This is a genomic window from Bacillus alkalicellulosilyticus, from assembly GCF_002019795.1.
GTDB lineage: Bacteria > Bacillota > Bacilli > Bacillales > Bacillaceae_F > Bacillus_AO > Bacillus_AO alkalicellulosilyticum.
Map to the genome: position 1 here is coordinate 2,617,537 of NZ_KV917381.1, position 22,486 is coordinate 2,640,022.

At 37.1% G+C, this 22,486-nt stretch carries 19 protein-coding genes; 4 read left to right on the plus strand and 15 right to left on the minus strand.

Annotated elements, in window-relative coordinates; genetic code table 11:
* Positions 1–293 precede the first annotated feature (293 nt).
* Positions 294–1,430, plus strand: a complete 1,137-nt coding sequence (locus BK585_RS13175) for a family 8 glycosyl hydrolase (RefSeq protein WP_139367561.1) — start codon at positions 294–296, stop codon at positions 1,428–1,430.
* A gap of 347 nt (positions 1,431–1,777) precedes the next feature.
* Here BK585_RS13175 and tkt read toward each other — a convergent pair whose 3' ends face one another.
* From tkt to BK585_RS24990, 3 genes are all read right to left on the minus strand, one after another.
* Positions 1,778–3,787: a transketolase gene (gene tkt, locus BK585_RS13180; RefSeq protein ID WP_078553873.1), complete on the minus strand. Its 2,010-nt coding sequence runs from the start codon at positions 3,785–3,787 to the stop codon at positions 1,778–1,780.
* Between the two features lie 21 nt (positions 3,788–3,808).
* Positions 3,809–4,714, minus strand: coding sequence for a 6-phosphofructokinase (locus BK585_RS13185; RefSeq protein ID WP_078553875.1), 906 nt, complete (start codon positions 4,712–4,714; stop codon positions 3,809–3,811).
* A 149-nt stretch (positions 4,715–4,863) separates the two neighbouring features.
* On the minus strand, positions 4,864–6,936 hold the full coding sequence (locus tag BK585_RS24990; protein ID WP_170885582.1) for a methyl-accepting chemotaxis protein: 2,073 nt from the start codon (positions 6,934–6,936) through the stop codon (positions 4,864–4,866).
* Positions 6,937–7,201: 265 nt separating this feature from the next.
* Between BK585_RS24990 and BK585_RS13195 the strand changes: the two genes are divergently transcribed.
* Complete coding sequence (locus BK585_RS13195) at positions 7,202–8,569, plus strand: MATE family efflux transporter (protein WP_078553878.1); 1,368 nt, start codon at positions 7,202–7,204, stop codon at positions 8,567–8,569.
* A gap of 260 nt (positions 8,570–8,829) precedes the next feature.
* On the plus strand, positions 8,830–10,047 hold the full coding sequence (locus BK585_RS13200) for an MFS transporter (RefSeq protein ID WP_078553879.1): 1,218 nt from the start codon (positions 8,830–8,832) through the stop codon (positions 10,045–10,047).
* A 71-nt stretch (positions 10,048–10,118) separates the two neighbouring features.
* Here the strand turns inward: BK585_RS13200 and BK585_RS13205 are convergent, their stop codons facing one another.
* The 4 genes from BK585_RS13205 to BK585_RS13220 form a co-directional block, all read right to left on the minus strand.
* The gene (locus tag BK585_RS13205) at positions 10,119–10,373 is read right to left on the minus strand and encodes a hypothetical protein (RefSeq protein WP_078553880.1); all 255 of its coding nucleotides are present in this window, start codon (positions 10,371–10,373) and stop codon (positions 10,119–10,121) included.
* Positions 10,374–10,577: 204 nt separating this feature from the next.
* Positions 10,578–11,297: a hypothetical protein gene (locus tag BK585_RS13210; protein ID WP_078553881.1), complete on the minus strand. Its 720-nt coding sequence runs from the start codon at positions 11,295–11,297 to the stop codon at positions 10,578–10,580.
* 3 nt (positions 11,298–11,300) lie between these two features.
* Positions 11,301–12,002 (minus strand): fluoroquinolone export ABC transporter permease subunit, encoded by a 702-nt coding sequence (locus BK585_RS13215; RefSeq protein ID WP_078553882.1) that lies wholly within the window; start codon positions 12,000–12,002, stop codon positions 11,301–11,303.
* Positions 11,999–12,856, minus strand: coding sequence for an ABC transporter ATP-binding protein (locus BK585_RS13220; protein WP_078553883.1), 858 nt, complete (start codon positions 12,854–12,856; stop codon positions 11,999–12,001). The genes BK585_RS13215 and BK585_RS13220 overlap by 4 nt, the downstream gene beginning before the upstream one ends.
* Positions 12,857–13,046: 190 nt before the next feature.
* Here BK585_RS13220 and BK585_RS13225 point away from each other — a divergent pair, with 190 nt between their 5' ends.
* A complete protein-coding gene (locus BK585_RS13225) occupies positions 13,047–13,484 on the plus strand; it encodes a GNAT family N-acetyltransferase (protein ID WP_078553884.1) in 438 nt (145 codons plus the stop codon).
* Between the two features lie 311 nt (positions 13,485–13,795).
* Here the strand turns inward: BK585_RS13225 and BK585_RS13230 are convergent, their stop codons facing one another.
* The 8 genes from BK585_RS13230 to BK585_RS13265 all read right to left on the minus strand — a co-directional run bounded on the left by BK585_RS13230 (position 13,796) and on the right by BK585_RS13265 (position 22,484).
* Positions 13,796–14,236 (minus strand): hypothetical protein, encoded by a 441-nt coding sequence (locus tag BK585_RS13230; protein ID WP_078553885.1) that lies wholly within the window; start codon positions 14,234–14,236, stop codon positions 13,796–13,798.
* A 172-nt stretch (positions 14,237–14,408) separates the two neighbouring features.
* Entirely contained in the window at positions 14,409–15,578 is a 1,170-nt protein-coding gene (locus tag BK585_RS13235) for a tetratricopeptide repeat protein (protein WP_170885583.1), read from the minus strand.
* On the minus strand, positions 15,565–16,815 hold the full coding sequence (locus BK585_RS13240) for a tetratricopeptide repeat protein (protein WP_078553887.1): 1,251 nt from the start codon (positions 16,813–16,815) through the stop codon (positions 15,565–15,567). The genes BK585_RS13235 and BK585_RS13240 overlap by 14 nt, the downstream gene beginning before the upstream one ends.
* A gap of 12 nt (positions 16,816–16,827) precedes the next feature.
* Positions 16,828–18,570, minus strand: a complete 1,743-nt coding sequence (locus tag BK585_RS13245; RefSeq protein WP_078553888.1) for an Hsp70 family protein — start codon at positions 18,568–18,570, stop codon at positions 16,828–16,830.
* A 15-nt stretch (positions 18,571–18,585) separates the two neighbouring features.
* Positions 18,586–19,470 carry a nucleotide exchange factor GrpE gene (gene grpE / locus BK585_RS13250; protein ID WP_078553890.1) on the minus strand — a complete coding sequence of 295 codons (885 nt, stop codon included), beginning with the start codon at positions 19,468–19,470 and terminating at the stop codon, positions 18,586–18,588.
* Between the two features lie 39 nt (positions 19,471–19,509).
* Positions 19,510–20,994 (minus strand): AAA family ATPase, encoded by a 1,485-nt coding sequence (locus tag BK585_RS13255; RefSeq protein ID WP_078553892.1) that lies wholly within the window; start codon positions 20,992–20,994, stop codon positions 19,510–19,512.
* A gap of 43 nt (positions 20,995–21,037) precedes the next feature.
* The gene (locus BK585_RS13260; RefSeq protein ID WP_078553894.1) at positions 21,038–21,310 is read right to left on the minus strand and encodes a hypothetical protein; all 273 of its coding nucleotides are present in this window, start codon (positions 21,308–21,310) and stop codon (positions 21,038–21,040) included.
* Positions 21,285–22,484: a tetratricopeptide repeat protein gene (locus BK585_RS13265; RefSeq protein ID WP_078553896.1), complete on the minus strand. Its 1,200-nt coding sequence runs from the start codon at positions 22,482–22,484 to the stop codon at positions 21,285–21,287. Before BK585_RS13265 ends, BK585_RS13260 begins: the two co-directional genes overlap by 26 nt.
* Positions 22,485–22,486 lie beyond the last annotated feature (2 nt).

The following is a 22,486-nucleotide window of genomic DNA, read 5'->3' on the forward strand; positions in this document are numbered from 1 at the left end:
CCATCTTCTCTTTTTTGATATACTTTCCAAAAAGGAGGTATCTATGAAAATAAAACAAATCACCTCAACAAATGTAAACGTTTTCAAGGTGATTGTAATCTTTTTTTGTTGGAGAGGCAAACTAAGAATTGTGTAGCAAAAGGAATACATATACGATCGTAATGTTTTTTTACTTCCGTACATTGAACATGACAGTTTCATTACAACTCTTTTAAAAAGTTTATACTTGTACACTAGTGAGCCGCTAAACCTAGCTTATCAATACAACCAAATATTAAGGAGGTATCATCCAAATGGTACAAAAAGACGGAGCATTTTACACAGGACAATATCGCAATTTATTCAAGGAATACGGCTACTCTGACGCTGAAATAGCTGCAAAAGTAAAGAATACGTGGGAAGAGCTTTTTATTCTTGAAGGCCCGAACCGTATTTATTTTGAAGTCGGTGATGATCTTGGCTATATGTTAGACACAGGTAATCACGATGTTCGAACAGAAGGCATGTCATACGGTATGATGATGGCTGTTCAAATGGATGACAAGGATATTTTCGACCGATTATGGCGATGGACAATGAAATATATGTATATGACAGAAGGAAAACATGCAGGATATTTTGCTTGGTCATGTAGTCCTGAAGGAAAGAAAAATGCCTATGGTCCTGCTCCAGATGGTGAAGAATACTTTGCACTTGCACTATTCTTTGCCGCACACCGCTGGGGAGATGGTGAGGATGAGGTATTTAATTATAGCAAACATGCCAAAGACCTTCTTCACACTTGTATCCATAATGGTGAAGATGGCGAGGGCTATCCGATGTGGAACCCAGACAACAAACTAATTAAGTTCGTTCCTGAATTTGAATATAGTGACCCTTCTTATCATCTACCTCATTTTTATGAGCTCTTTGCACTATGGGCAAATGAAGAAGACCGTCCGTTTTGGAAAGAAGCAGCGGCGGCAAGTCGTGAATATTTAAAAATTGCTTGTCACCCTGAAACAGGTCTCGCTCCTGAGTATGCTTTCTACGACGGTACACCAAATGATGAGAGAGGATTCGGCCATTTTTTCAGTGACTCTTACCGAGTAGCAGCCAATATTGGTCTTGACTATGAATGGTTTAGAGGAGACGAGTGGGAAACTGAATTAGCGAATAAAATCCAAGGATTTTTTGCCGATAAAGAGCCTAGCGATTATCGTCGTTATAAAATCGATGGTACGCCATTTGAAGAAAAATCTCTTCATCCTGTTGGTCTAGTCGCTACCAACGCAATGGCCTCACTCGCAACTGTAGATGGGCCTTACGCTAGACAAAATGTTGAATTATTTTGGAATACACCTGTACGCTCTGGCGATAGACGTTATTATGATAACTGCCTATATCTATTTGCCGTGCTAGCCCTAAGCGGCAACTTTAAAATATGGTAATAAAACCGGCTCGCCGGTTTTATTAGAAGCACTGAGCGCAGCCGCTACCTCTTTTAAAGTCAAACAAAAGTGGGGTTCTTTTGTTTGACGCGTAGCGAGCGGAGCCAGTGCTCTTCTTTGTATAAGCTAAAATGCTCTAAGAATCACTTTCAAAATCCTCCATCCTAGCTTATATCTCTATAACCTTATTACCGTCAAACAAAAATGAGGTTCTTTTGTTGACGCGCAGTGAGAGGAGCCATCGCCCTTCCTGGATTGCTTTCAAGAACATCTTTGAGTAAGCCGTTCTCAACAACTTCATCAATAAACAAAAGCGTTCAGGAGCAGTCCTGAACGCTTTTTATCGTTTATTTATTTAAAACGTTTTTCATTTGTGCTACTAAATTTTCAACCGTAAACCCGTACTCTGTTAAAATGCGGTCCATAGCTGCAGATGCTCCAAATTGGTCAATAGCGATTACATCACCTTCATCGCCAACGTATTTATGCCAACCAATCGAAGAACCCATTTCAATCGCTAGACGAGCTTTCACACTCTTCGGAAGTACACTTTCTTTATACTCCTTTGATTGTTTCTCAAATTGACTCCAGCTTGGCATACTAACAACTGAAACTGAAATTCCTTCTTTGGCAAGTGCCTGTTGCGCTTCAACAGCAAGTGGTACCTCAGAACCTGCCGCTAACAATAACCCTTCAGCTTCCCCTTGTGCTGGAGAAATAACATATGCTCCTTTTTGAACTCCTTCATACGCTACTTCTACAGATTCTGCCGTCGTTAATAGGTCTTGACGACTTAATACTAAAATAGTTGGCTCATCCTTACTTTCAAGTGCTACCTTCCATGCCGCTACCGTTTCGTTGCTATCAGCTGGTCGAATGATATTTAAGCCAGGCATCGCACGGAATGATGCAAGTTGTTCAACAGGCTCATGTGTAGGTCCATCTTCACCAACCGCAATGCTATCATGAGTAAACACGAATGTGACTGGAAGCTTCATTAAAGCTGACAATCTTACAGCTGGACGTAAATAATCAGAGAACACAAAGAATGTTGAACCAAATGGCTTCACTCCTCCATGAAGAGCCATACCGTTTACCATTGCACCCATCGCAAATTCACGTACACCGTACCATACATTACGTCCGCTATAGTCCACAGCACTAAAGTTCGCTTCTCCCTTTAGCATTGTTTTATTAGAAGATGCTAAATCCGCAGAACCACCAAAAACAGATGGAACCTTCTTAGCTAACGCATTTAACGCATCTCCACCCGAAGAACGAGTCGCTACTTTATCTTTCCCAGCCACATACGTAGGAACATCTGTATCCCAGCCAACTGGTAATTCTCCACTAATCGCTAACTCGAGTTGTTCACCTAACTCTTGAAACTGTTGTTTATATGATTCTAGTAATTGGTTCCATTTTTCTTCTTGTTGAATTCCTTGTTGTTTGACTTGGTCAAATAATGCCGTTACTTCAGCAGGAACATGAAATTCCTCTTCATAATTCCAACCATATACTTGTTTAGTTTGTTCGATTTCAGCAGCACCTAATGGAGCACCGTGTGAAGCTGATTTTCCAGCTTTGTTAGGTGAACCATAACCAATCGTTGTTTTCACTTCAATTAACGTAGGGCGCTCATCTGTTTTTGCAAGAGCAATAGCGTTATTAATAGCTTCTAAATCATTACCGTCTTCTACGCGAAGATAGTGCCAGTTATATGCTGTAAAGCGTCCTTTTACATCTTCAGAGAACGACATATTTAAATCGCCATCTAAGGAAATATCATTTGAGTCATATAAAACGACTAATTTACCTAATTTTAAATGTCCTGCCAAAGATGCAGCTTCAGAAGAAATACCTTCCATTAAATCTCCATCACCACAAATACAATACGTATAATGATCAACAACTGGGAATTGCTCTTTGTTATACGTTGCAGCCAAATGAGCTTCTGTCATTGCCATTCCGACAGCCATTCCAAACCCTTGTCCTAATGGACCAGTCGTTGCATCAACACCTGCAGTGTGACCGAATTCTGGGTGACCAGGTGTTTTACTACCCCATTGACGAAAGCTTTTTAAATCATCAATTGATACATCATAACCAGATAAGTGTAACAAGCTGTATAAAAGCATTGAGCCATGACCTGCAGATAATACAAAACGGTCACGGTTAAACCACGTAGGGTTACTAGGATTATGTTGCATATGTTTAGCATATAACGCATACGCCATAGGTGCTGCACCCATAGGCATACCTGGATGACCTGAATTCGCTTTTTCAATACTATCAATTGATAGCGTTCTAATCGTATTAATCGCTACTTGTTCCACACTTACTTGTTTCGTTGACAAATTAATCACTCCTCTAATAAACTATGCGTTACTTTTCTTTACTTTAAAAACAAAATGTTTTTCGAGCACTTGGTTATTTTGGTATCGTAGGATGCTTTCCCCTTCACTAGTTTGAAGCCAGTTTACCGTTTTTGTAGCAAACTTTCCTGCCAATACCGTGTCAAAAGCACTTGGTCGCGAACCTAAGCATTGCGCTTCATCTATCGAAACAATGTTGAAATCCATAGGTTCAAAAGCTTCTAATTTCCCTTGAAGATTCTTTGGATTTACATCTTGGTTCATAAATAAAAATACGTATGTAGCACCCTTTTTAAGCTTTCTCTCCATCTCAGTTTTCACTCTTGCAAGTGCTAGTTCACTTTCATCTCGAACAATAATTCCATCGACCGAAATTGCAGAATCGTCTAATAAACTACTAGAGACATTTCCTGGAATTTGAATTGAGAATACTCTGGTTTGATTTTTTTGTAGTGAACTTGCCGTATCCTTAATTTGTAATACCGCTTGAACGATTGAGTTTAATGCTGTGTCATATCCCAACGTAAGGTCAGAATCAACATCATCATTATAAATAGAGGCCGGGATACAAAGGATATTTGTTACATTATGAAGTAATTTCCTAAGTGGTATTGAACGCTCCAAAGGACCAATAAGTAAAAGATTATCAAAATTCATTTCATCAATAGCTTGGATAAATAGCATCGCATGTTCTTGCTTTACGTCCATGAATTTGATAAAAGGATGTAACTGATGATTGCTGAGAGTTTCTTCATCGGATAATAAATTTTTACTTACAAATCTAGTAGTTTCAGGGTCAAATTCAACCCCCATCAGTGTTGTACCCGCCGGAACACGCTCCATAAGACAGTGTAAATACTGCTTAAGACCACCAATTGATGCTCCTACATTAATAACCCCTGTTTTCATCTGTTGATTCCCCTCTTTGTTCATAGAGTTTTCCTGTCATATCTAATATAAAAGATATACAAGTTCCATCATAAAATAAAACACTTAGTTTGTATAACGAACAAACTAAGTGTTTTGCTTAAAAAAGTAAAGATTCTGAGTTTTAAATTTTAAATTTTAAATTTATTAATTGTTTTTTCTAACACAATGATGGTACCAACTAATCTTTCAGCTAAATTTCCAAGTTCGTCGGCAGCTGCTGCTTGCTCTTGAGTTGTTGCGGTAATTTCCTCAGTTGATGCTGCTGACAGTTCAGCCAAGTGCACCACTTTAGAAATTACTTGTTCTACCTGTGTCTTAGCATTTTCCATTCTTTCAATTGACGCTTCTACAGAAGTCATTTCCTTTGAAATTGTGTCTGTTGTACTCAAAATATTCTCGAAAGAACTTCGCGTTACATCGACTGCCTTTGTTTGGTCATCAAATAATTCTGTAGACATTTTAACTAAGCTTACTGAATTCTTCGTTTGAACTAAGATGCTTCCAATTATTGATTCAATCTCTAGTGTCGCTTGTTTTGATTGGTCAGCTAACTTTCTTACCTCTTGAGAAACGACAGAAAATCCTTTACCAGCTTCTCCAGCACGTGCTGCTTCAATACTCGCATTCAAAGATAGTAAATTTGTTTGCTCACTTATATCTTTAATGACACCAACCATCGATTGAATAGCTTTCACTTCATTATTTAATTTTGTAATAGCCTGGAAGATATGTTGATTGTTTCGACCAACCTCTTCGTTCTTTTGAACTAGTTGATTAATATCACGGATAGATTGACCACTTAACTTATTCGTTTCATTTGTTACCCTTGCTACTGTTGCTACATTTTGAGTCACTTCTTTAATCTCATTTGATAACTCATGCATTTCTTTATTTGTTTTCTCTGAATAGTTAACTTGTTCCACACCACGGTCAGCAACTTCCTCAATAGAGCTAGCAATCAGGTCAGAAGCTGTAGATGTTTCAAGAGAGATTTCTTTAACTTTTTCTGCATTTGCTAACGCCTCTTTAGAAACCTTTACATTTTCCTCAATTAAAGTTTTGATATTCGATAACATTTGATTAAAACTAGTTCCTAATTGACCAATTTCATTACTATTTGTGTAATCTGCACGAACAGTTAAATTTCCTTGTTCTGCATGCTTCATAAGTGTAACTAATTTATTAATTGGTTTTGTAATACTAAACGTTAAGAAAACCCCAATAACTACTGATAAGAAAATAAAGATAGCTAGAATAACATATACAATATATGAAACTTGATTCATTTCTTTCATTAAATAAGACTTAGGTGTACTAATAACAACCTGCCACCCGTTTGCTGATTCTTCTACAGATAGTAATTCTTCATTCTGATTAACTGTTTCAATATTATATGGACTCCCTATTTCATCTGATAGGTTACTAGCAACAATTTTGTTGTTCGTATCAATAACGTAAATGGCTCGTCCTGATGCTTCATCTGATGTTTCAAATACTCTATTAAACACTTCTATGTCCATATACAGAACTAATAATCCAATATCTTGACCATTATTGTTTCTTACATTTCGAAGGACAAAAATATCATCGAAACTACCTTGGAATCCCCCAACCCATAACGAGCTACCATTATTCACCTTAAGATTTTCCACTAGATTAGACTCAATAAAGTCATCTGTACGAATGGTTGAATTGTTATTACCGAATACTTCCCCATCGTAATTGACAAAAAAGAAACCGTTTACAATAGGGGTTGTGTTCACTGCATTTTGAAAGAAATCTGATGCCATTTGTTTTTTTGCGATAAACTCAAGATCAGAGATTTTCCTTTGGTCTATCGTTAACCCATCCAGCAATTCTCGATTTGAATATGGTGTTAAGATAATCTCGTCCACTTCTTCTAAGATTGTATTTACATTACTTGTTAAATGGACACTTACCTCATTCGTGATGTCAGTTACCTGTTTTTCAATCGCATTCCTTGAAACTGTAAATACTAAACTAGCAATGATAATACATGGAATAACTGAACTCAATACAAAGGAAAGAACAAGCTTTGTTCTTAGCTTCATTTTTTTCTTACCATTGGCATTTAGTTCGTCTGTAACAAGCGCTTCTTCTTTCTTTTGGCCTTTTTTACCGATTTTACTAAATTGCTCTTTGCTTTTTTCTATTAGGTTTAATAGCCTCTTTTTAACCATTTCCATCCCCCAGACGCGAACAATTTTAATTGCATAACTACCTTAATACTACTACTTTCAACCTAGAAAGCGCATACAAAAAACTATACTTTATACTTAAAATAGCTTAGATATTTTGAAAAACTATGTCTTTTTTTGTAGTTTTGTGCGAAAACAGTATAGCACTATAAAAAAAAGCTCCCCTTTCAATGAAATATGTAATGTATTTATACCTATATTACTGTAATATCATACAAGACAACATTTGAAAAAGGTGAATAACATTATGGAAAAAAGTAATGTAAAGAAGTTAACTCTATTTGCCATTACGTGGCCGATATTTATAGAATCTCTATTACATATGATGATTCGAACAGCTGATACATTTATGATAAGCCGTGTCTCTGATGAAGCCGTAGCCGCAGTTGGGGTTGCTAACCAACTTGTGATGTTTATGTTTTTCCTGTTTAACTTCGTTGCAATTGGAACAGCTGTAGTCATTGCCCAATACTTAGGTGCAAAAAAGTATAATGAAATTCATATTTTCTCGGCAAATGCATTAGCATTAAATTTAATATTCGGTGTTATTATTAGCTTAAGTATGGTTTTGCTTGGTTCTACGTATCTCGGGTTCTTTAAATTAGATTCAGATATTTTTTCTATAGCCCATCATTATATACTCATTGTTGGAGCTGCTTTGTTTCTTCAAGCCATTATGCTTACCATTTCAGCCATCATTCAAGCTCATGGTCATACGAAATATACTATGTATGTAACCGTTGGGATGAATATTGTTAATATTATCGGGAATTATTTATTTATTTTTGGAGCACTTGGATTTCCACAATTAGGGGTAACGGGTGTTGCGATTGCCACTGTCTTTAGCCAACTCCTTGGAGTTATTGCTAACTTTTATATCCTATTTAAAAAGGTGAACATAAAGCTGCCTATTCCTCACCTTCTTCGTTGGCAATTTCAACGTGTTAAAAAATTGCTAAGTATAGGTGTACCAGCAGCAATAGGACAAATTTCATACTCCGGAAGTCAGGTAGTCGTAACTGGTTTTGTTGCTTCACTTGGAGCAGACATGCTTGCTACGAATATTTATACGTTAAATATCTTATATATCATTATTATTCTCTCTATCTCACTAGGAAGGGGCACCCAGATCATAGTCGGACATCAAATCGGGGCTGGTGAACGAGAAAAAGCTTATAATGAGGCGCTTAAAAGTGTAAAGCTGAGCATTATTCTTACGATAGTGGCAACAATTATCATCGTCCTCTTTCGAGAGCAACTCCTTGGTTTATTTACAAGCAATCCAGACATCATCCTAACTGGCTCAATGATGTTACTTATGGGCTTACTTCTTGAACCTGGAAGATGCTCCAATATTGTCCTTGGGCAATCGTTACAAGCGGCGGGTGATGCTAGATTTATGATGATGGTTACCATTGTTATCATCTGGGGAATGAGTGTACCGCTTTACTATATTCTAGGGCTTCATTTCGGCTTTGGTATCCTTGGGATTTGGTTAGCCTTTATCATTGATGAATGGGTTCGAGGTATCATACTGTGGTGGCGTTGGCGTTCAAGGAAATGGGAAGATAAAGCATTAGTAAAACAAGAAAAACAAGAAGTTCAAGCTGGTTAAATGAAAAGAAGAAAAGGCCGGGACAAAGGTAACAAAACATTCTCAATGGCTTCACTCGCCACCATCATAAAACCCACTCACAACGGGTTTTATGATGGTGGCGGTTTCGCTCATTGCTAAGAGGGTGAGACAAAAGGTAAAGAACAACCTTTTGTCTCACCCTCTTGTTCTTTACTGTAATCCTTTATGGATGATTATTGGCACTAACCTTGGTATGATGAGTAAAAGGATATACGTTGCCGATTAAGGAGACTTGCGATATGAATTCATCGACTAAAGAAGGACATCACATGAACTATTCATTAATGACGTTTGTTTTATTTTGGTGTGGCCTGGTCATTTTAATAAGCATGTATATGACGATCCCTCTTATCCCTGTTTTTTCAAATACCTTTAGCATTTCTATGAGTCAAGCCGCCTGGGCTGGGAGTTCATTTTCACTATGCTACGCTTTTGGTTGTTTCCTTTATGGCCCGTTTTCTGACCGGTATGGCAGAAAGATTTTCTTAGTTACAAGTATATGTATCTTAACGGTGATTACGTTTGGTATAGGCTTTGCCAATAGCTTTTTTTGTCTAATCCTTTTACGTTCTTTACAAGGTCTTGTCGCAGCTGCGTTTGCACCAATTTCTCTAGTGTACGCGGGCGAAATGTTTCCACCTCACAAAAGATTAACAGCATTAGGTTTTATAAGTTCTGGACTATTAATGGCCGGGATTGTCGGGCAACTATTTGCTGGGTATATTACTGAATATGCAAATTGGAACGCTAGCTTTTTTATACTTAGTATTCTTTTCTTTGTAACTGCTATTCTTGTTATTACTTGTCTTCCGAAAGACAGAATACCTCATGCAACGGAGGGAGTTTTTCAAAAATTCAAGCAACTTTCTTCGTTGCTTGCAAAAAAACAGCTATTACTCTCATACTCAATTACATTTATGTTGCTGATGTCATTGGTTGCCTTATACACCATTCTTGGGACTTATTTAGAAGCAAAACCATTCAATTTATCTTCACAACAAATCCTTTTTGTTCGTGCAATGGGGATTTTCGGCATGCTAGTTGCACCATTCGCTGGCCAAATCGCTCGGAAAATGGGGATTCTTTTTGTTCTTAGAGTTGGATTGCTTTTATCAACCATTGGTCTTTTAACGATCGGTCTTATTCCATCCCTTACCTTTATCATCATAATGAGCATCATCTTTGTTACGGGGCTCTCACTTGTCACCCCAGTGATGATTTCCATCATTAGTAATCTAGCTAGCGAAATAAGAGGCAGTGCGGTATCGTTCAATGCTTTTATATTATTCCTTGGCGCGAGTACTGGTCCTATAATAGCTATCTATTTTATAGAAACTGCAACTTATCTGGTTGGATTTTTAGTTATCGGCGTTTTTCTCTTTGTAGGTCTAATTATCTCATTTATTATCAAAGTTCCTGATCCTTCTCCTGCCCCAAAAAACAAAGCCGCCGTTTGAGAAATAAAAAAAGGAGGATGAGACAAAAGGTAAAAAACCAACCTTTTGTCTCACCCTCTTTTTTCAACCTATTACATAAAAAACGGGATAACATACCATCTAACAATCGTAATAAATACGACAATTGCAATGAATATCGTGATATTCGCTTGGGTCCTTTTGGATTTTTGGTTACTCAAAAATTTGTAGCGGTATAAAAATACACCCAAAATCCCGACGCCGAATAAGAAGTGAATGATGTTTCGGTCTTCTTCAAAAAAGAACATTCGTAATATAATGACCCAAAAAATTAAGTAGATTATCATTAAAGCTTTATTTTGATTCATATTCTGATACCCCTTCATGGTCGTTATTTAAGACTAATTCCTATCCATAAATAATAATGGATCCTCATATTTTAAAGCGCTTACAGCCAATATCAATCATAGCACATTCAATTATACACTTTTTATGGTCCCTTTTCATTACATGAACTAAAGTAAAACCATAAAAAAATTAACAAGACCGATTTCTTGCAGTAAACGTCTAGGTTAATCTATTCTGCGTTGCATCCTTTTATATAACAAAATCAATAATAGCAGATGATAGCCAACTCCTGCTATGAAAAATAAAAGATAAGTTATAAAATAAGCATGAAAAAAAACTTTTGCTGACCAAAATGTAGGAAATAAACTCACGCCTACCTGCCACTGCCACGGTAAGAAATAAACAGCTAACGGTGCTAGGATAACAATTCCTGCCCCTTTTGATAAAGCCAAACCCTCTACTTTATTAGCCGCAAATGTACCTAAGAACAACGTAATCAATGGTGTTAATAGCCCTACTAGTAAAGTGAGTGGAATAACAACTACTGCACGTAGGTTGATTAAGTTCGTAAAATAAAACATAAAAACACACATCAGGACGGTACAAACATAAGGTAGGACGAGGCGTACGACAAGATAACCTGATTTTTGTAATGGCGTCACAGCGTAGTATGAAATCAGATTTTCATCCCTTTCATCAAGCAACATAAATCCGGCAAGTGTCCCTATTAGTAAAGGTACAAGTTGTAGGATGAAAACAGTAAGTAAATCAAAATAGGAAGTTAAGTCAAATTGAAACTGTAGCAACAGCCATTCCGAAAGTATCGGAGGAACGATTTTAAAGACAATGGCAATCATGGCCATCCCAAAGACGACCATCAATAACATTGGGTCACGACGAACATTTTTGATATCTGACAACGCCAACTGAATGATTGGTTTCACGTATCACCCACCTACCTTCAAAACAACCTGTGTATGAAACGAATGCTGAGCCCACAAAAAGGCGATTCCAAGCCAAACTACGATACTCGTAAGTAACAACACCATTTCTCCTACTCCAACAGGTGAGAATGTAGAATTTATCAAAAGCAATGAAGCTTGTGTTGGAAGAAGATAATACAATGGTGAATCATAGAGCTGAACAAACCCAACGATCGGAACACAAAAAATAAGCGCATAAAATGGTGACATGAGAAAAAAGCCATTTAACGACTTACAGCGGACAGCAACTCCAATTCCAATCAACGTAAAAAAAACTGATGTGAGAAATACGCCAAGGATGAATAAAAACGTAATATGATAGAGGCCAAAAATAGCAATATGAATAACTGATGCCGTTAAAACAGATAACAACCCAAGCGATACTACTTTCGACAACAGGTAATCTCTTATTTGTAGAGGGGTTACAAACAAATTATCGTAGATGTTTTGTCCTTTCTCTAAGAGAATGATTCCCCCAATGAAAAAGTATCCTAGTGCACTTGGATCAGAAAAAACAATAATTACCGTTGTCATCGGTTTCGCTTTCTCAGGAATGAAAGAGAGTAGCGCAATATACATCAGTGTAATAACGGCATATACTAGATAAAAGCCATGACGAATTTGAAACTTTACATCTTGTCTTAGCATGACCATTAGACTATTCATACTAAGTGTCTCCCCGTAACATCTATGAAAATATCCTCCAACGTCGTTTCTTGCGTATGGATCGTTTCAATTTCTGATTCTTTCAGTAAAGTAAGGAACTCTGAATTAAGACCAATTTGATGTAATCGAAAGTCCTTTTTTTCCGTATGGCCGAACTGGTCTTTGTATTCCACTTTGACTACTTTCTTTCCCCTATTAATTTTAAGAGCACGTGGTGAGTCAATTAAACTTATTTTTCCATCGACAATGAATGCAACACGGTCACAGATTTGTTCGGCAATGGTCATGTTGTGTGTTGTTATCACAATTGTTTTTCCTTGCTTCTTCTTCTCAAGAATAATATCTTTAACCAATTTCATGTTTGTTGGGTCAAGTCCTGATGTCGGTTCATCTAAAAAAAGCACATCAGGGTCATGTAAAAGCGCTCGACATAAATTCAATCTCATTTTCATTCCCTTCGAAAAATTCCCTACTTTCGTGTTGGCATCCTTTTCTAATCCGACTCGGGTTAGCAGAGTCATAGAGTCTTCAACTTGAGTAGAGTATAAGCTACTAAAAAAAGTGAGGTTTTCAATGGCAGTAAACCGTTGATAAAAATTTGGAAACTCAAACGCTACCCCTATTTTTTCAAAATAAGAAGCTTGAGCTTGACTTAGTTCCTGGTCAATCACCTCTACATGACCTATGTAATTTTTCAATATCCCAATTAGAATTTTCTGAATGGTACTTTTTCCTGCACCAGATGGTCCTAAAAACCCAAAAACTTCACCTTTCTCAATTGTGAAGCTTATATCCTTAATCGTATTCTCAGCATTTCCAGGGTACTGATATTGCAAATGTTCTACTTTAATCATCTTTTATCCCTTTCTCAATCATATATTAGATTCTCACAATTCTCTTAGTCGTCTTTTTACTACGTACGTTTCATTTTTTCATAGAGTTTTTAGTTTTGACACGGATATGGTTTTTCCCTCTAAAACTATTGCATATTTCTGCCAAGTAAAGTATATTATGTGAATCTTAATAATGTAAGGGGAGAAAAAAATGAACATAAGACCTGTTCAGCCTAGTGATAAAAGTATACTTACGCACTTAATGTACCAATACATCGTTGACTTTTACCAACGTCCAAAACCAAAAGAAGAAAACGTTCATGAGTTAATTGAAACGTTATTACAAAAAAAAGAAGGCATCCAGTTTATTGCAGAAAATGAGGGTGAATACGTCGGCTTTGCAACATTATATTTCAGCTTCAGTACAACTAAGGCCGCTAGAGTGACGATAATGAATGATTTATATGTAGTAGAGCAAGCCAGAGGAACTGGAGTGGCTCAGCAGTTGTTTAAAGCATGTGAAGACTACACCAAAGAAAATGGCTATGCCTATATGTCTTGGGTAACAGCATCAGACAACCTGCGTGCCCAACGCTTCTATGAAAAGATGGGTGGGGTTCGTGGAAGTTGGGAGAATTACTCGATATAAACATTAGTTTTTTTCTTCCTCCGCTTTAGTCAAACGATTAATTACCATGGAAGAAGAGCTTCGGAGATAACTGGTATAAATAGGCCGGAACGATTGAGGGCACTGTAAAAGTTAAAAACCGAACTTTTTTATATGGTTGCAATGGCTCCACTCGTTGCCCGCCTGCTACGAGAAACCCCCTCGTAGCAGGCTTATAAAAAATGCAACGGTTACGCACATTGCATCGAGGGCACTGTAAAAGTTAAAAACCGAACTTTTTCAGTGCCCTCGGTAAAACAACCTTTCGTTCCGACTCTTTAATACTTTAATTGTTATTGTACTTTTTCACCCGCTGGGATTGCTTCGTTCAATAATGCACTTAATTTCTCATAGTCAACCTTCCAGTAATAACCATTACTATTTTGAACATAGTTCATACCCATAACCCACAAGTCACCACCATAAGTAGTATTGTCATGCATTTGAATTAGAATTTGCGTGTATTTTTCAGGTTGTTCATCAAGTGAAAAACTATTAACTTCTGAGTATTGTTCTGACTTAGATAACAACTTACCTATCCGCGATACTTCCTTTTGATTTGTAATTAGATATTGAGAAGAACCCTCTTCATTTTCGATACTGACAATGAGTTGTTTTATATCATTTTTAGAGAGAGAAAATCCCCAAATTGAAATATGTGTTTGAGAATGAACTCCACCATATGCCATTACTAGAATCAAAGGAATTAATAAAATAGATATTTTTTTATTCATTCAAAGGCTCCTTCTGCCAGAATAATACCCTGATTAGTACACTTCTTATTAAACTTGTATAGTCATTACTACATATATATTAACATAGTCTTCCTAATAGTCTAACAAAAGAAGGTTAGACAAAAGGGGTGTCTTTACCCTTTTGCCTCACCCTCTCAATAATTTCACTTCGTCACAATATGGCCGCCAATATCCCAATGGCTATAATAATTAGGACGAGACATCCGAGGATATTGAGGATTTTTTCAGCATAAAAATACCATAAAAATCCTCCGATTATCCCAAGGATGGGTGTTCCAATAAATGAAAGAATAATTCCTAAAATGATCGCAACGGCTATTGAACCTCTTGATTCATCGGCTATAGGTTGAGAATACGTTGTAGCCGCTGTTTCTTGACGATTATATGATGGTTGTTGCCTAGGTTGGTGATTGTTGTAGTTACGATTTTGCCTTACACTTGCCTCTGCATCTCGTAACCATGCAGATACTTCTCGATTTGCGCCTTTGTTAATATCTTTAATGATCGATACTAATTCAGCATACCCAGGGTGGTCCGATTGGATATCAATACAAATGTCTATTAAATTACTCATCACAGATTCCTTGTCTCTTTGATTTGTCGCTACATTTTTTATGCGATGGACAATTCTTTGATGATGCTGTTTATTATCGACAATGTCTGTTAAGAAAAATAACTCTGTTAACAACGGCAATTCTTGAGGTGTTTCTTTACTATACGAAAACTTTTGCTCAAGAATGTTAATCGCATCATAATATTCTTTTAAATCAACATGAATGTTAGATAGTCTTAAATAATAATTGGCTTCCCCAGGATTAATATCAATTAACTTCCGCAGAAAGGATTTCGCTTTCTGAAAATCCCGTTTTTCAAAAAACAATCTAGCTAGCAACTGCGTGACATACTCATTTTGAGCATTATTCATATAAAGATTCATAAGCGTTCGTCTTGCATCATCATAGCGTTTAAGTTCTAATTCACAATAACCGATGTTTTCTTTTACCGAATCATCATCAGGATATCTTCGGTTCATTTCTTGCAGCAATGATAGAGCTGAGTAATAATTCTCTCGGTCATATTCATCTAACACTTGCTGTTGCAGTTCTTGATAAACTCCATCATCTCTTTGAGAGCGGTCATATTCTGCTCGTTTATTATCATCAAACAGTGTTTTATATGCCTTTGTAAGGATTTTAAATTGTTCTGGATGCGTTTCATTTGGATAAATACGAACCATCTTATAGTACGCACGCTTCACTTCTTGGGCAGTTGCAGTTTCAGAAACTTGCAATATCTCGTAATAATTATCAGTTTCTCTCATAGCTACCTCCAATAATGTCTCGTAGAAGCGCATATGCATGTTGGCCGGTCCAATCATCTGTATAATCGGAAGTAATTTTTTCTAACAAAGCAATTCCTTCTGTCTTTTGTCCAGCATTTAATAACAGCTGCGCTTTTAATAGCAGGACATCATCGACATACGGCGACTCTTGCAATTGTCTTGTATCACTTTGAAGAAACCTGTCTATTAAAGGTTCAATCGATGGGTCTTCGTTATTTATACGCAATTTCGATTGTAGTAAAAAGAAAAAGGCATCGTCAGAAAAATAATAGCTTACATTCATTTGTATACTTTCTTCAAACGCTTGACTAGCCAGCTCATATTCCCCACTTTTAAAAGCGTTCATCCCATTTTCATAAGAAATCTTTGCAGCTTGAAAGACAAGGTCATCCCAATTAATTTCAGTGACCGATATCACGTCTTCCACTTCTTGCTTAAACTCTTGCACAAGCTGTAATTCCGTTTCTAATTCAGCCTGTGTTTCTTCAAGTTGATGGACTTGTTTATCCAAATCAGCAAGCATTTCTTCATACACTTCTGTTTGTGGTGCAACGACAAGAAGAGGCTCAGCTGCCACCTCAATCATTTCTTTTGGGGCCAAAGCCTTCATTGCTAATGCTCCTACTAGCAAGGATGCTACTAATCCAGAAGTGTATAGCAATCTCTTAATATTGACTGTCCGTTGGCTTCCCTGACTGTTACGAATCTCTTCAATTACTACATGAATCCTTTGAATGGAGCTACATTGTTTTTGATAAGCGGCTAAGGAATGATACACCTGTTCCGCTTCATCAACTTGCTCATTTAACAACAACAACAGCAAATACGCCTCATAACAAGAAGTCGGAAGAGGAAGGTCTTTCTGTAAAAGCTCCCCTTTCATTTCTTGCAATGCCAATTCGAATTGCTCATCTCGGATATGTGAAATTACACGATTATAGCAATCATAAATACTATCATACTCTGGAAGGAGCTTCTCAATTTCCCTACTCTTTTCTTCAACTCCTTCAATTTCATTGTCGGTTATTGAAGTCCACTGAGAAAGGGCACGGTGCGGATATCCTGTTAGGACATGTAATAGTCCCAAAGTCCATCGCGAAAGTGAATGTGTCGGAAATTTTTTAAGCACAATTTCTAAATAGTGGGCGGCTGCCTCATACTTTTCTTCTTGTATAAATACGAGAGCTTCATTGTATCTCTTTATTGTATTCTGCATTCGGCTACACCTCTAAACTAGTTCAATTAATAAATCAGTCAACTCGTCCTCGTATTTTTTGACAGCTACTGTGTCGTTTTTTTCTAATGCATTTCGAAGATTCGCTAACAATCCTTCGATTTTTTGACGCTCACTACTATCTACTTCATCAATCATTTTCTCTGCACGATTAATGACATTTTTCACTTCATGGTAAAGCTCAGACTGATTCCATTCTTGCTCCATTCTTTCCTTGGAAGCAGCTACTTCTTGGTCGGTCATAACGCCTAATTGAGTTCGAATTACTCCTGTTTTTTTCTTACCTGTGCTAATGACAGTCGCTTCAACTTGAAGTAAGCCGTTAATATCATAGGAAAATTTCACTTCTATTTTTTCTTCCCCCGCAGGACGTGCTGGAATTCCGTCCAAGATTATATCCTTTGAGAGCAGCTTTTCTTCTTTTACATAAATATCTTCATCGTCACCTTGATACACAGGAATGCTTACAGAATCTTGGTTATCAGAGATCGTAGAGTAGATTTTACTTTCTGTAATAGGAACCGTACTGTTTCTTGGAATAATCGGGTCAAAATAGCCTGGCATTGGTTGTCCACCGATATATTTCACAACTTCGGTCCCTAGTGTATATGGACAAACATCAATAACCATTAATCCTTGTGCGCTATCTAGCTCACCACTTTTAATTCCACCTTGTACTGCAGCACCTAAGGCTACCGCCTCGTCTGGGTTCAGGTCTTTTCGTAATGGTTTAGAAAACTTCTTCTCTACTAGCTCTTGAATAAGTGGAATTCGAGTAGAACCACCAACTAATAGCACTTCATCAATATCAGCAATCGCTAAACTTGCATCACTTAGTGCTTTTTCAACGTGTTCTAATGTAGACTCTGCTTTATCTCGAATTAAACGTTCAAATTGGGTTCGACTAATCTCAAGGTCAAGTGACAATGGCATGTTATTATGAATGGCAATATATTGAAGCGTAAAGCTAGCTGTTGTTTGTGTCGATAACGTCTTCTTCACGTTTTCTGCTTCTTCTTTTATTCTAGCTTTTCGTTGTAAAATTTCATCTTCCGAGCCAATGGATAGCAGGTCAATTCCTTTTTCCTTTTTAAATTCGTTAATGACATAATCAGCAAGTGTATTATCAAAATCCATTCCACCTAGATTATTGTCTCCTGCACTCGCTTTTACTTCAACGACACCATCAAATAACTCAACAACAGACACATCAAATGTTCCACCGCCAAGGTCATAGACAAGAATATGTTGGTCTTTGTCCATATTCTCAATTCCAAAAGCAATCGCAGCAGCCGTTGGCTCATTAATGATACGCTCTACTTTTAACCCTGCTAGCTCTCCTGCCTTTTGAGTTGCTTTACGTTGTGAATCTGAAAAATAAGCAGGTACGGTAATGACGGCTTCATGAACTTCTGTTCCAAGAAAGTCTTCAGCAGATGCTTTTAAATATCTAAGGATATGAGCTGAGATTTCTTCTGGACGATATTCTTTGCCCGTTACCGTTACTTTTTCTTCCGTACCCATGAGACGTTTCACTTCTAATACCGTCTCTCTTGGATAACTCGGATATTCCTTTTTCGCGATTGGACCTACTTTTATTTCACCTTTTCGGTCAATTTGAAAAACAGAAGGTGTCGTGCGATGACCGTTTTTATTTTCAATAATATGAGGTTTTCCATCCTTTAAATAAGCAATTGCTGAGTTTGTTGTTCCTAAATCTATTCCTATAATTGTCATTGGTCTCTCTCCCCTTTAGTAAATAGTGATTACTTTTGCTTCACGAATTAATTTTCCGGTTTCTTTAAACCTGAATCCCCGTTGATGAACGGAATAGACCTGAAATTTTTCAAGTTCGGGAGCTGTTTCTGGTGGAACAGTTCCTATACTTATCATGATTTCACCATCTATAAACTCACCAAGAACCTTTATTTCTTCTATTCCAACTGCACTTAATTCATCTAGGTACGATTGAATTGTTTTTTCTATCTCTGAAGCCCACTCTAGCAACTCAGATTTCAAAGCAGATTGATAGATTAAATCCATTGAATCGATCGATTTTAACAAAATATCGATTAAAGCTTTTGAGTGAATCGTAATCTCTTCTATCGTTTCTTTCGTTTGATTGTGGTCAACATGTTTTGGTGCTAGTTCTGTTAAGCCTTCAATTTTATCTTGAAGCTCTTGATTTAGCTTAAAAGAAGCACGATTTCCTTTTTTCACTTCGGACTTAATTTCATTAAACAATGCCTCGAAATCAAGAGTCACCTGTGGACTTTCTTCTTTAAGTTGAAGTTCAGTTATCGGCTTTAATTCAAGCAATTGATTGCGAATGGTCGTAAATAATTTCTCAGTCATCTCATCACCTCTGTAGCGCTTTTGTAAATAATCTAGAAAAACTTCAATTACGTTAGTATGACTGACTTTTAATTCAGCAGCCCATGTTTGAGCTAACTCTGTACCTTCTCTAGAGGTTGAAATAAAAGAATCATAGATTTGCCTAAAATGGTCGGCAAATTGTTTACACACAAACGTGTACTGTAAATCAAGCAGAAGGTATAATCCCTTCAGTAGCTCGTCTACGTCCTTTTGCTCGAGTTGTTGTATAGCCATTGCTTTTTTCTTCTTTTTAAATATCACGTTGAACTATCCCTCCTTGTATCGGGTAGTCATGCTTTGCTATTGAAATCCATCCTTTAAAAAGTGGTTACGTTCTTCCTTGGATTTTCCGTTAAACTTTACAAGTCTCATTACTTCTTCGTCTATGAGGTCAAGTTCCCCTAACTCTCGGCTATTGACTTTGTTATCAACCACTTGGGCGGCTTTTGTTAAAATCGCATCTTCTAAAAGATTACGAACGAGTCTTCCATTACCGTGTGTAGTAGGGTTTTCAATCACTTGCTTTTCAATGAGCTTACTGGCGATCTGCTTAGCCTCTGGTTTCATCCTGTACTGCTTGTCTTTAAGTAACAAATCCATAATCTCTGTCAGCTCATTCAAGCTGTAATCAGGGAAATCGATATGAAACTTAAAGCGAGATTGCAAACCTGGATTGGCAGCAATGAAATCTTTCATTTCTTTTGGATATCCAGCTAAGATGACCACTAAGTTCGAACGATTGTCTTCCATTTCTTTCACGATTGTATCGATAGCTTCTATTCCAAAGTCATTTCCACCTGAGAACCTTGTTAAGGCATAGGCTTCATCAATAAATAGCACGCCGCCTTCAGCTTCCTTAATGACTTTCATCGTTTTGGTTGCTGTTTGTCCAACATACTCAGCGACTAAATCTGCACGTCTTGCTTCGACTAAATGCCCTTTTTTTAATACACCTAAAGCCTTATAAATACTAGCCACAATACGAGCAACTGTAGTTTTTCCGGTACCGGGATTGCCACTGAACACCATATGTAGACTTAGATCATTAACCTTAAAGCCACCTTCACGTCGAAGTTGTGAAAAAGTGACCCAATTGCTAATTTCATGGATGCGCTGCTTTACGCTATCCAAACCTATTAATGTATTCAGCTGGGCCAGGGCTGCTTCGATAGTTATGTTTTCTTCTTCACACGAAAGAGCTTCGACTAACTCTGGTCTTTCTGCAATTTCCTGTTCGAGCAAGTCGATCCAACCGATAAAATACCCGATGGCATCCGTCATCCCACTCATTGAAACAGCAGCCTTTAGTGAAAACCTAGCTCTTCGTAAACACTTTTTCACTTCGTAAATATTGTAACGATTCACAAATTCGATATTGTCTTTAATGTCTTTATGAACAAATAAATGTTTGTTTTCAACCGTCACATGAGCGTATTGTACAAAGAAGTCTGCATCTTTAGTTGGTTGCGCAAGTGCGGCTAACCACTCTCTTTCAGCCGTGTTCTTGTCTCCATCCTGTTTGTAATACTCTGCTAGCTCTGCATTCCATTTTGACATACTCATTTGAATCGATGCTTTAATCGCCAGGATACGCTCAGTATCTCTCCAAGAATTTTGCCTTCGAACTTGTTCAACGAGAAACTCCTCGGTTCGATCTAATAAACGATAGGTTCTTAAAAAAATATAATCAACTGTATCCAAGTCTTTTTCATGAAGTGCTTTGTTCATATCTTCAGAGATGTCTTGAAACGATTCGTTTAAAAAAGATATTCGGTCATCTTTCACAGCGGTAATCACCTACTCTCATTCGTTGTTGTCCTTACCTTATCTAAAAACTCTGATTTAACTGATAGAGCGACCAATAGTTCACTTTCATTCGGTCTATTGCACGGTTCACCTGATAACTTGGTTCATGTGCCATTTCATCTAGGATGTCATCAAAATAGTCACTGCTTTTATCGTCACTTACATTTGATAAATAAAGAGCAATAAGTCTCTTCAACGAATAAGTAATCAAGGGGTCATGTTCAAACTGAGCAAAGCTATCATGAGAGGACACTGAAAAAGTTCGGTTTTTAACTTTTACAGTGGCCTCGATCATGAAGCTCTTTACGTTCTATGGCCAATGATAATAACTCAGTAAAAAAGTCTTTTCTTTTAGAAAAAACCGTAGAATATTTGATATCAATTCGTTTCACATTGGCAATCACTAGTTTAGGTTCGTGAAGTGCATCGAATTGAACATTGCTATACGCAGTATCTAAGCTGTCATTAAACTGCTCTTCTTCAAGTTCATCTCCAAATAAATAAAGATAAAGTAAGTGTTTTAGTGATGACATGATTTTTTCGTCTTTTTCCATCAGTTCAAACTCAGCATATAACTGTTTATTACCAAGCGTCCGCTCATGAAGTTCTCGCAAGTCCATGTTATCCGGGTCTAATTCCACACCTTTTTCTGTGAGATAATAAGCCCATTTATACCATTTGTATTTAAAAAGCTGAAACGCAAATGTTCCAAACTGTTGGGCAACGTACTGTTTTTCTTCTGGATACACATGCAAAAGCTCTTCGATTTCATATAATGTCTGCTCCATATCTGTTACTTTTTTTGCCAATATAGATAGTTGCAATAACTTAAATATGTACATAAATCTCCGAAAGCCTTCATTCTCTTTTGTATCTAGAACCTGTAGTAATGTCGCGGTTGCTTTTGAATAATCGTTCATACGAACAAACACATCACATATCGTAAATATAATAGTAGGGTCTTGAGGGTCTAACTCAAGTGCTCTTCTATAGATATCGATTGCTTTATCATTCTGATTTTTATTTTCATAAGCAGACCCCAAGTTGTACCAGTATGTCGCGTGATGTGGTTCTTCTTTTACTAGTTTTTCAAATTGCCTCATCCCTTTATCTACATCTCCGTTGTAAAGGAATGCTAGTCCGAGCTGATTACGAACGCTTAACAGCGACGGCTCAATTAGTAGGATTTTCTTTAAGTTATGAATGGCTTCTAAAAAATTCTCATGCTGTAAGCTCTCGCTAGCCCGTTGTTGGTACTTTTGTATTTCTTCACCATACGTTGCCATCGTATCAAATTCTTTTCTAGACTTCTCATTGCTTAGTACTTCATATGCTCTTCTAATGAGCATAAATTGGTCTGGGTATTTTTCATTTGGAAATTCTCGAATCTTTTTTGCATAGGCCTTTTTTACTTCCATCTGGTTGGCCTTGGATGTTATTTCAAGTATGCCATAGTGATTTTCTAGCATAA

Coding starts and splice junctions, on each gene's coding strand:
- BK585_RS13175 (WP_139367561.1), top strand. CDS start 294: ATGGTACAAAAAGACGGAGCATTTTACACAGGACAATATCGCAATTTA.
- BK585_RS13185 (WP_078553875.1), bottom strand. CDS start 4,714: ATGAAAACAGGGGTTATTAATGTAGGAGCATCAATTGGTGGTCTTAAG.
- BK585_RS24990 (WP_170885582.1), bottom strand. CDS start 6,936: ATGGTTAAAAAGAGGCTATTAAACCTAATAGAAAAAAGCAAAGAGCAA.
- BK585_RS13195 (WP_078553878.1), top strand. CDS start 7,202: ATGGAAAAAAGTAATGTAAAGAAGTTAACTCTATTTGCCATTACGTGG.
- BK585_RS13200 (WP_078553879.1), top strand. CDS start 8,830: ATGAATTCATCGACTAAAGAAGGACATCACATGAACTATTCATTAATG.
- BK585_RS13205 (WP_078553880.1), bottom strand. CDS start 10,373: ATGAATCAAAATAAAGCTTTAATGATAATCTACTTAATTTTTTGGGTC.
- BK585_RS13215 (WP_078553882.1), bottom strand. CDS start 12,002: ATGAATAGTCTAATGGTCATGCTAAGACAAGATGTAAAGTTTCAAATT.
- BK585_RS13220 (WP_078553883.1), bottom strand. CDS start 12,856: ATGATTAAAGTAGAACATTTGCAATATCAGTACCCTGGAAATGCTGAG.
- BK585_RS13225 (WP_078553884.1), top strand. CDS start 13,047: ATGAACATAAGACCTGTTCAGCCTAGTGATAAAAGTATACTTACGCAC.
- BK585_RS13230 (WP_078553885.1), bottom strand. CDS start 14,236: ATGAATAAAAAAATATCTATTTTATTAATTCCTTTGATTCTAGTAATG.
- BK585_RS13235 (WP_170885583.1), bottom strand. CDS start 15,578: ATGAGAGAAACTGATAATTATTACGAGATATTGCAAGTTTCTGAAACT.
- BK585_RS13240 (WP_078553887.1), bottom strand. CDS start 16,815: ATGCAGAATACAATAAAGAGATACAATGAAGCTCTCGTATTTATACAA.
- BK585_RS13245 (WP_078553888.1), bottom strand. CDS start 18,570: ATGACAATTATAGGAATAGATTTAGGAACAACAAACTCAGCAATTGCT.
- BK585_RS13260 (WP_078553894.1), bottom strand. CDS start 21,310: ATGATCGAGGCCACTGTAAAAGTTAAAAACCGAACTTTTTCAGTGTCC.
- BK585_RS13265 (WP_078553896.1), bottom strand. CDS start 22,484: ATGCTAGAAAATCACTATGGCATACTTGAAATAACATCCAAGGCCAAC.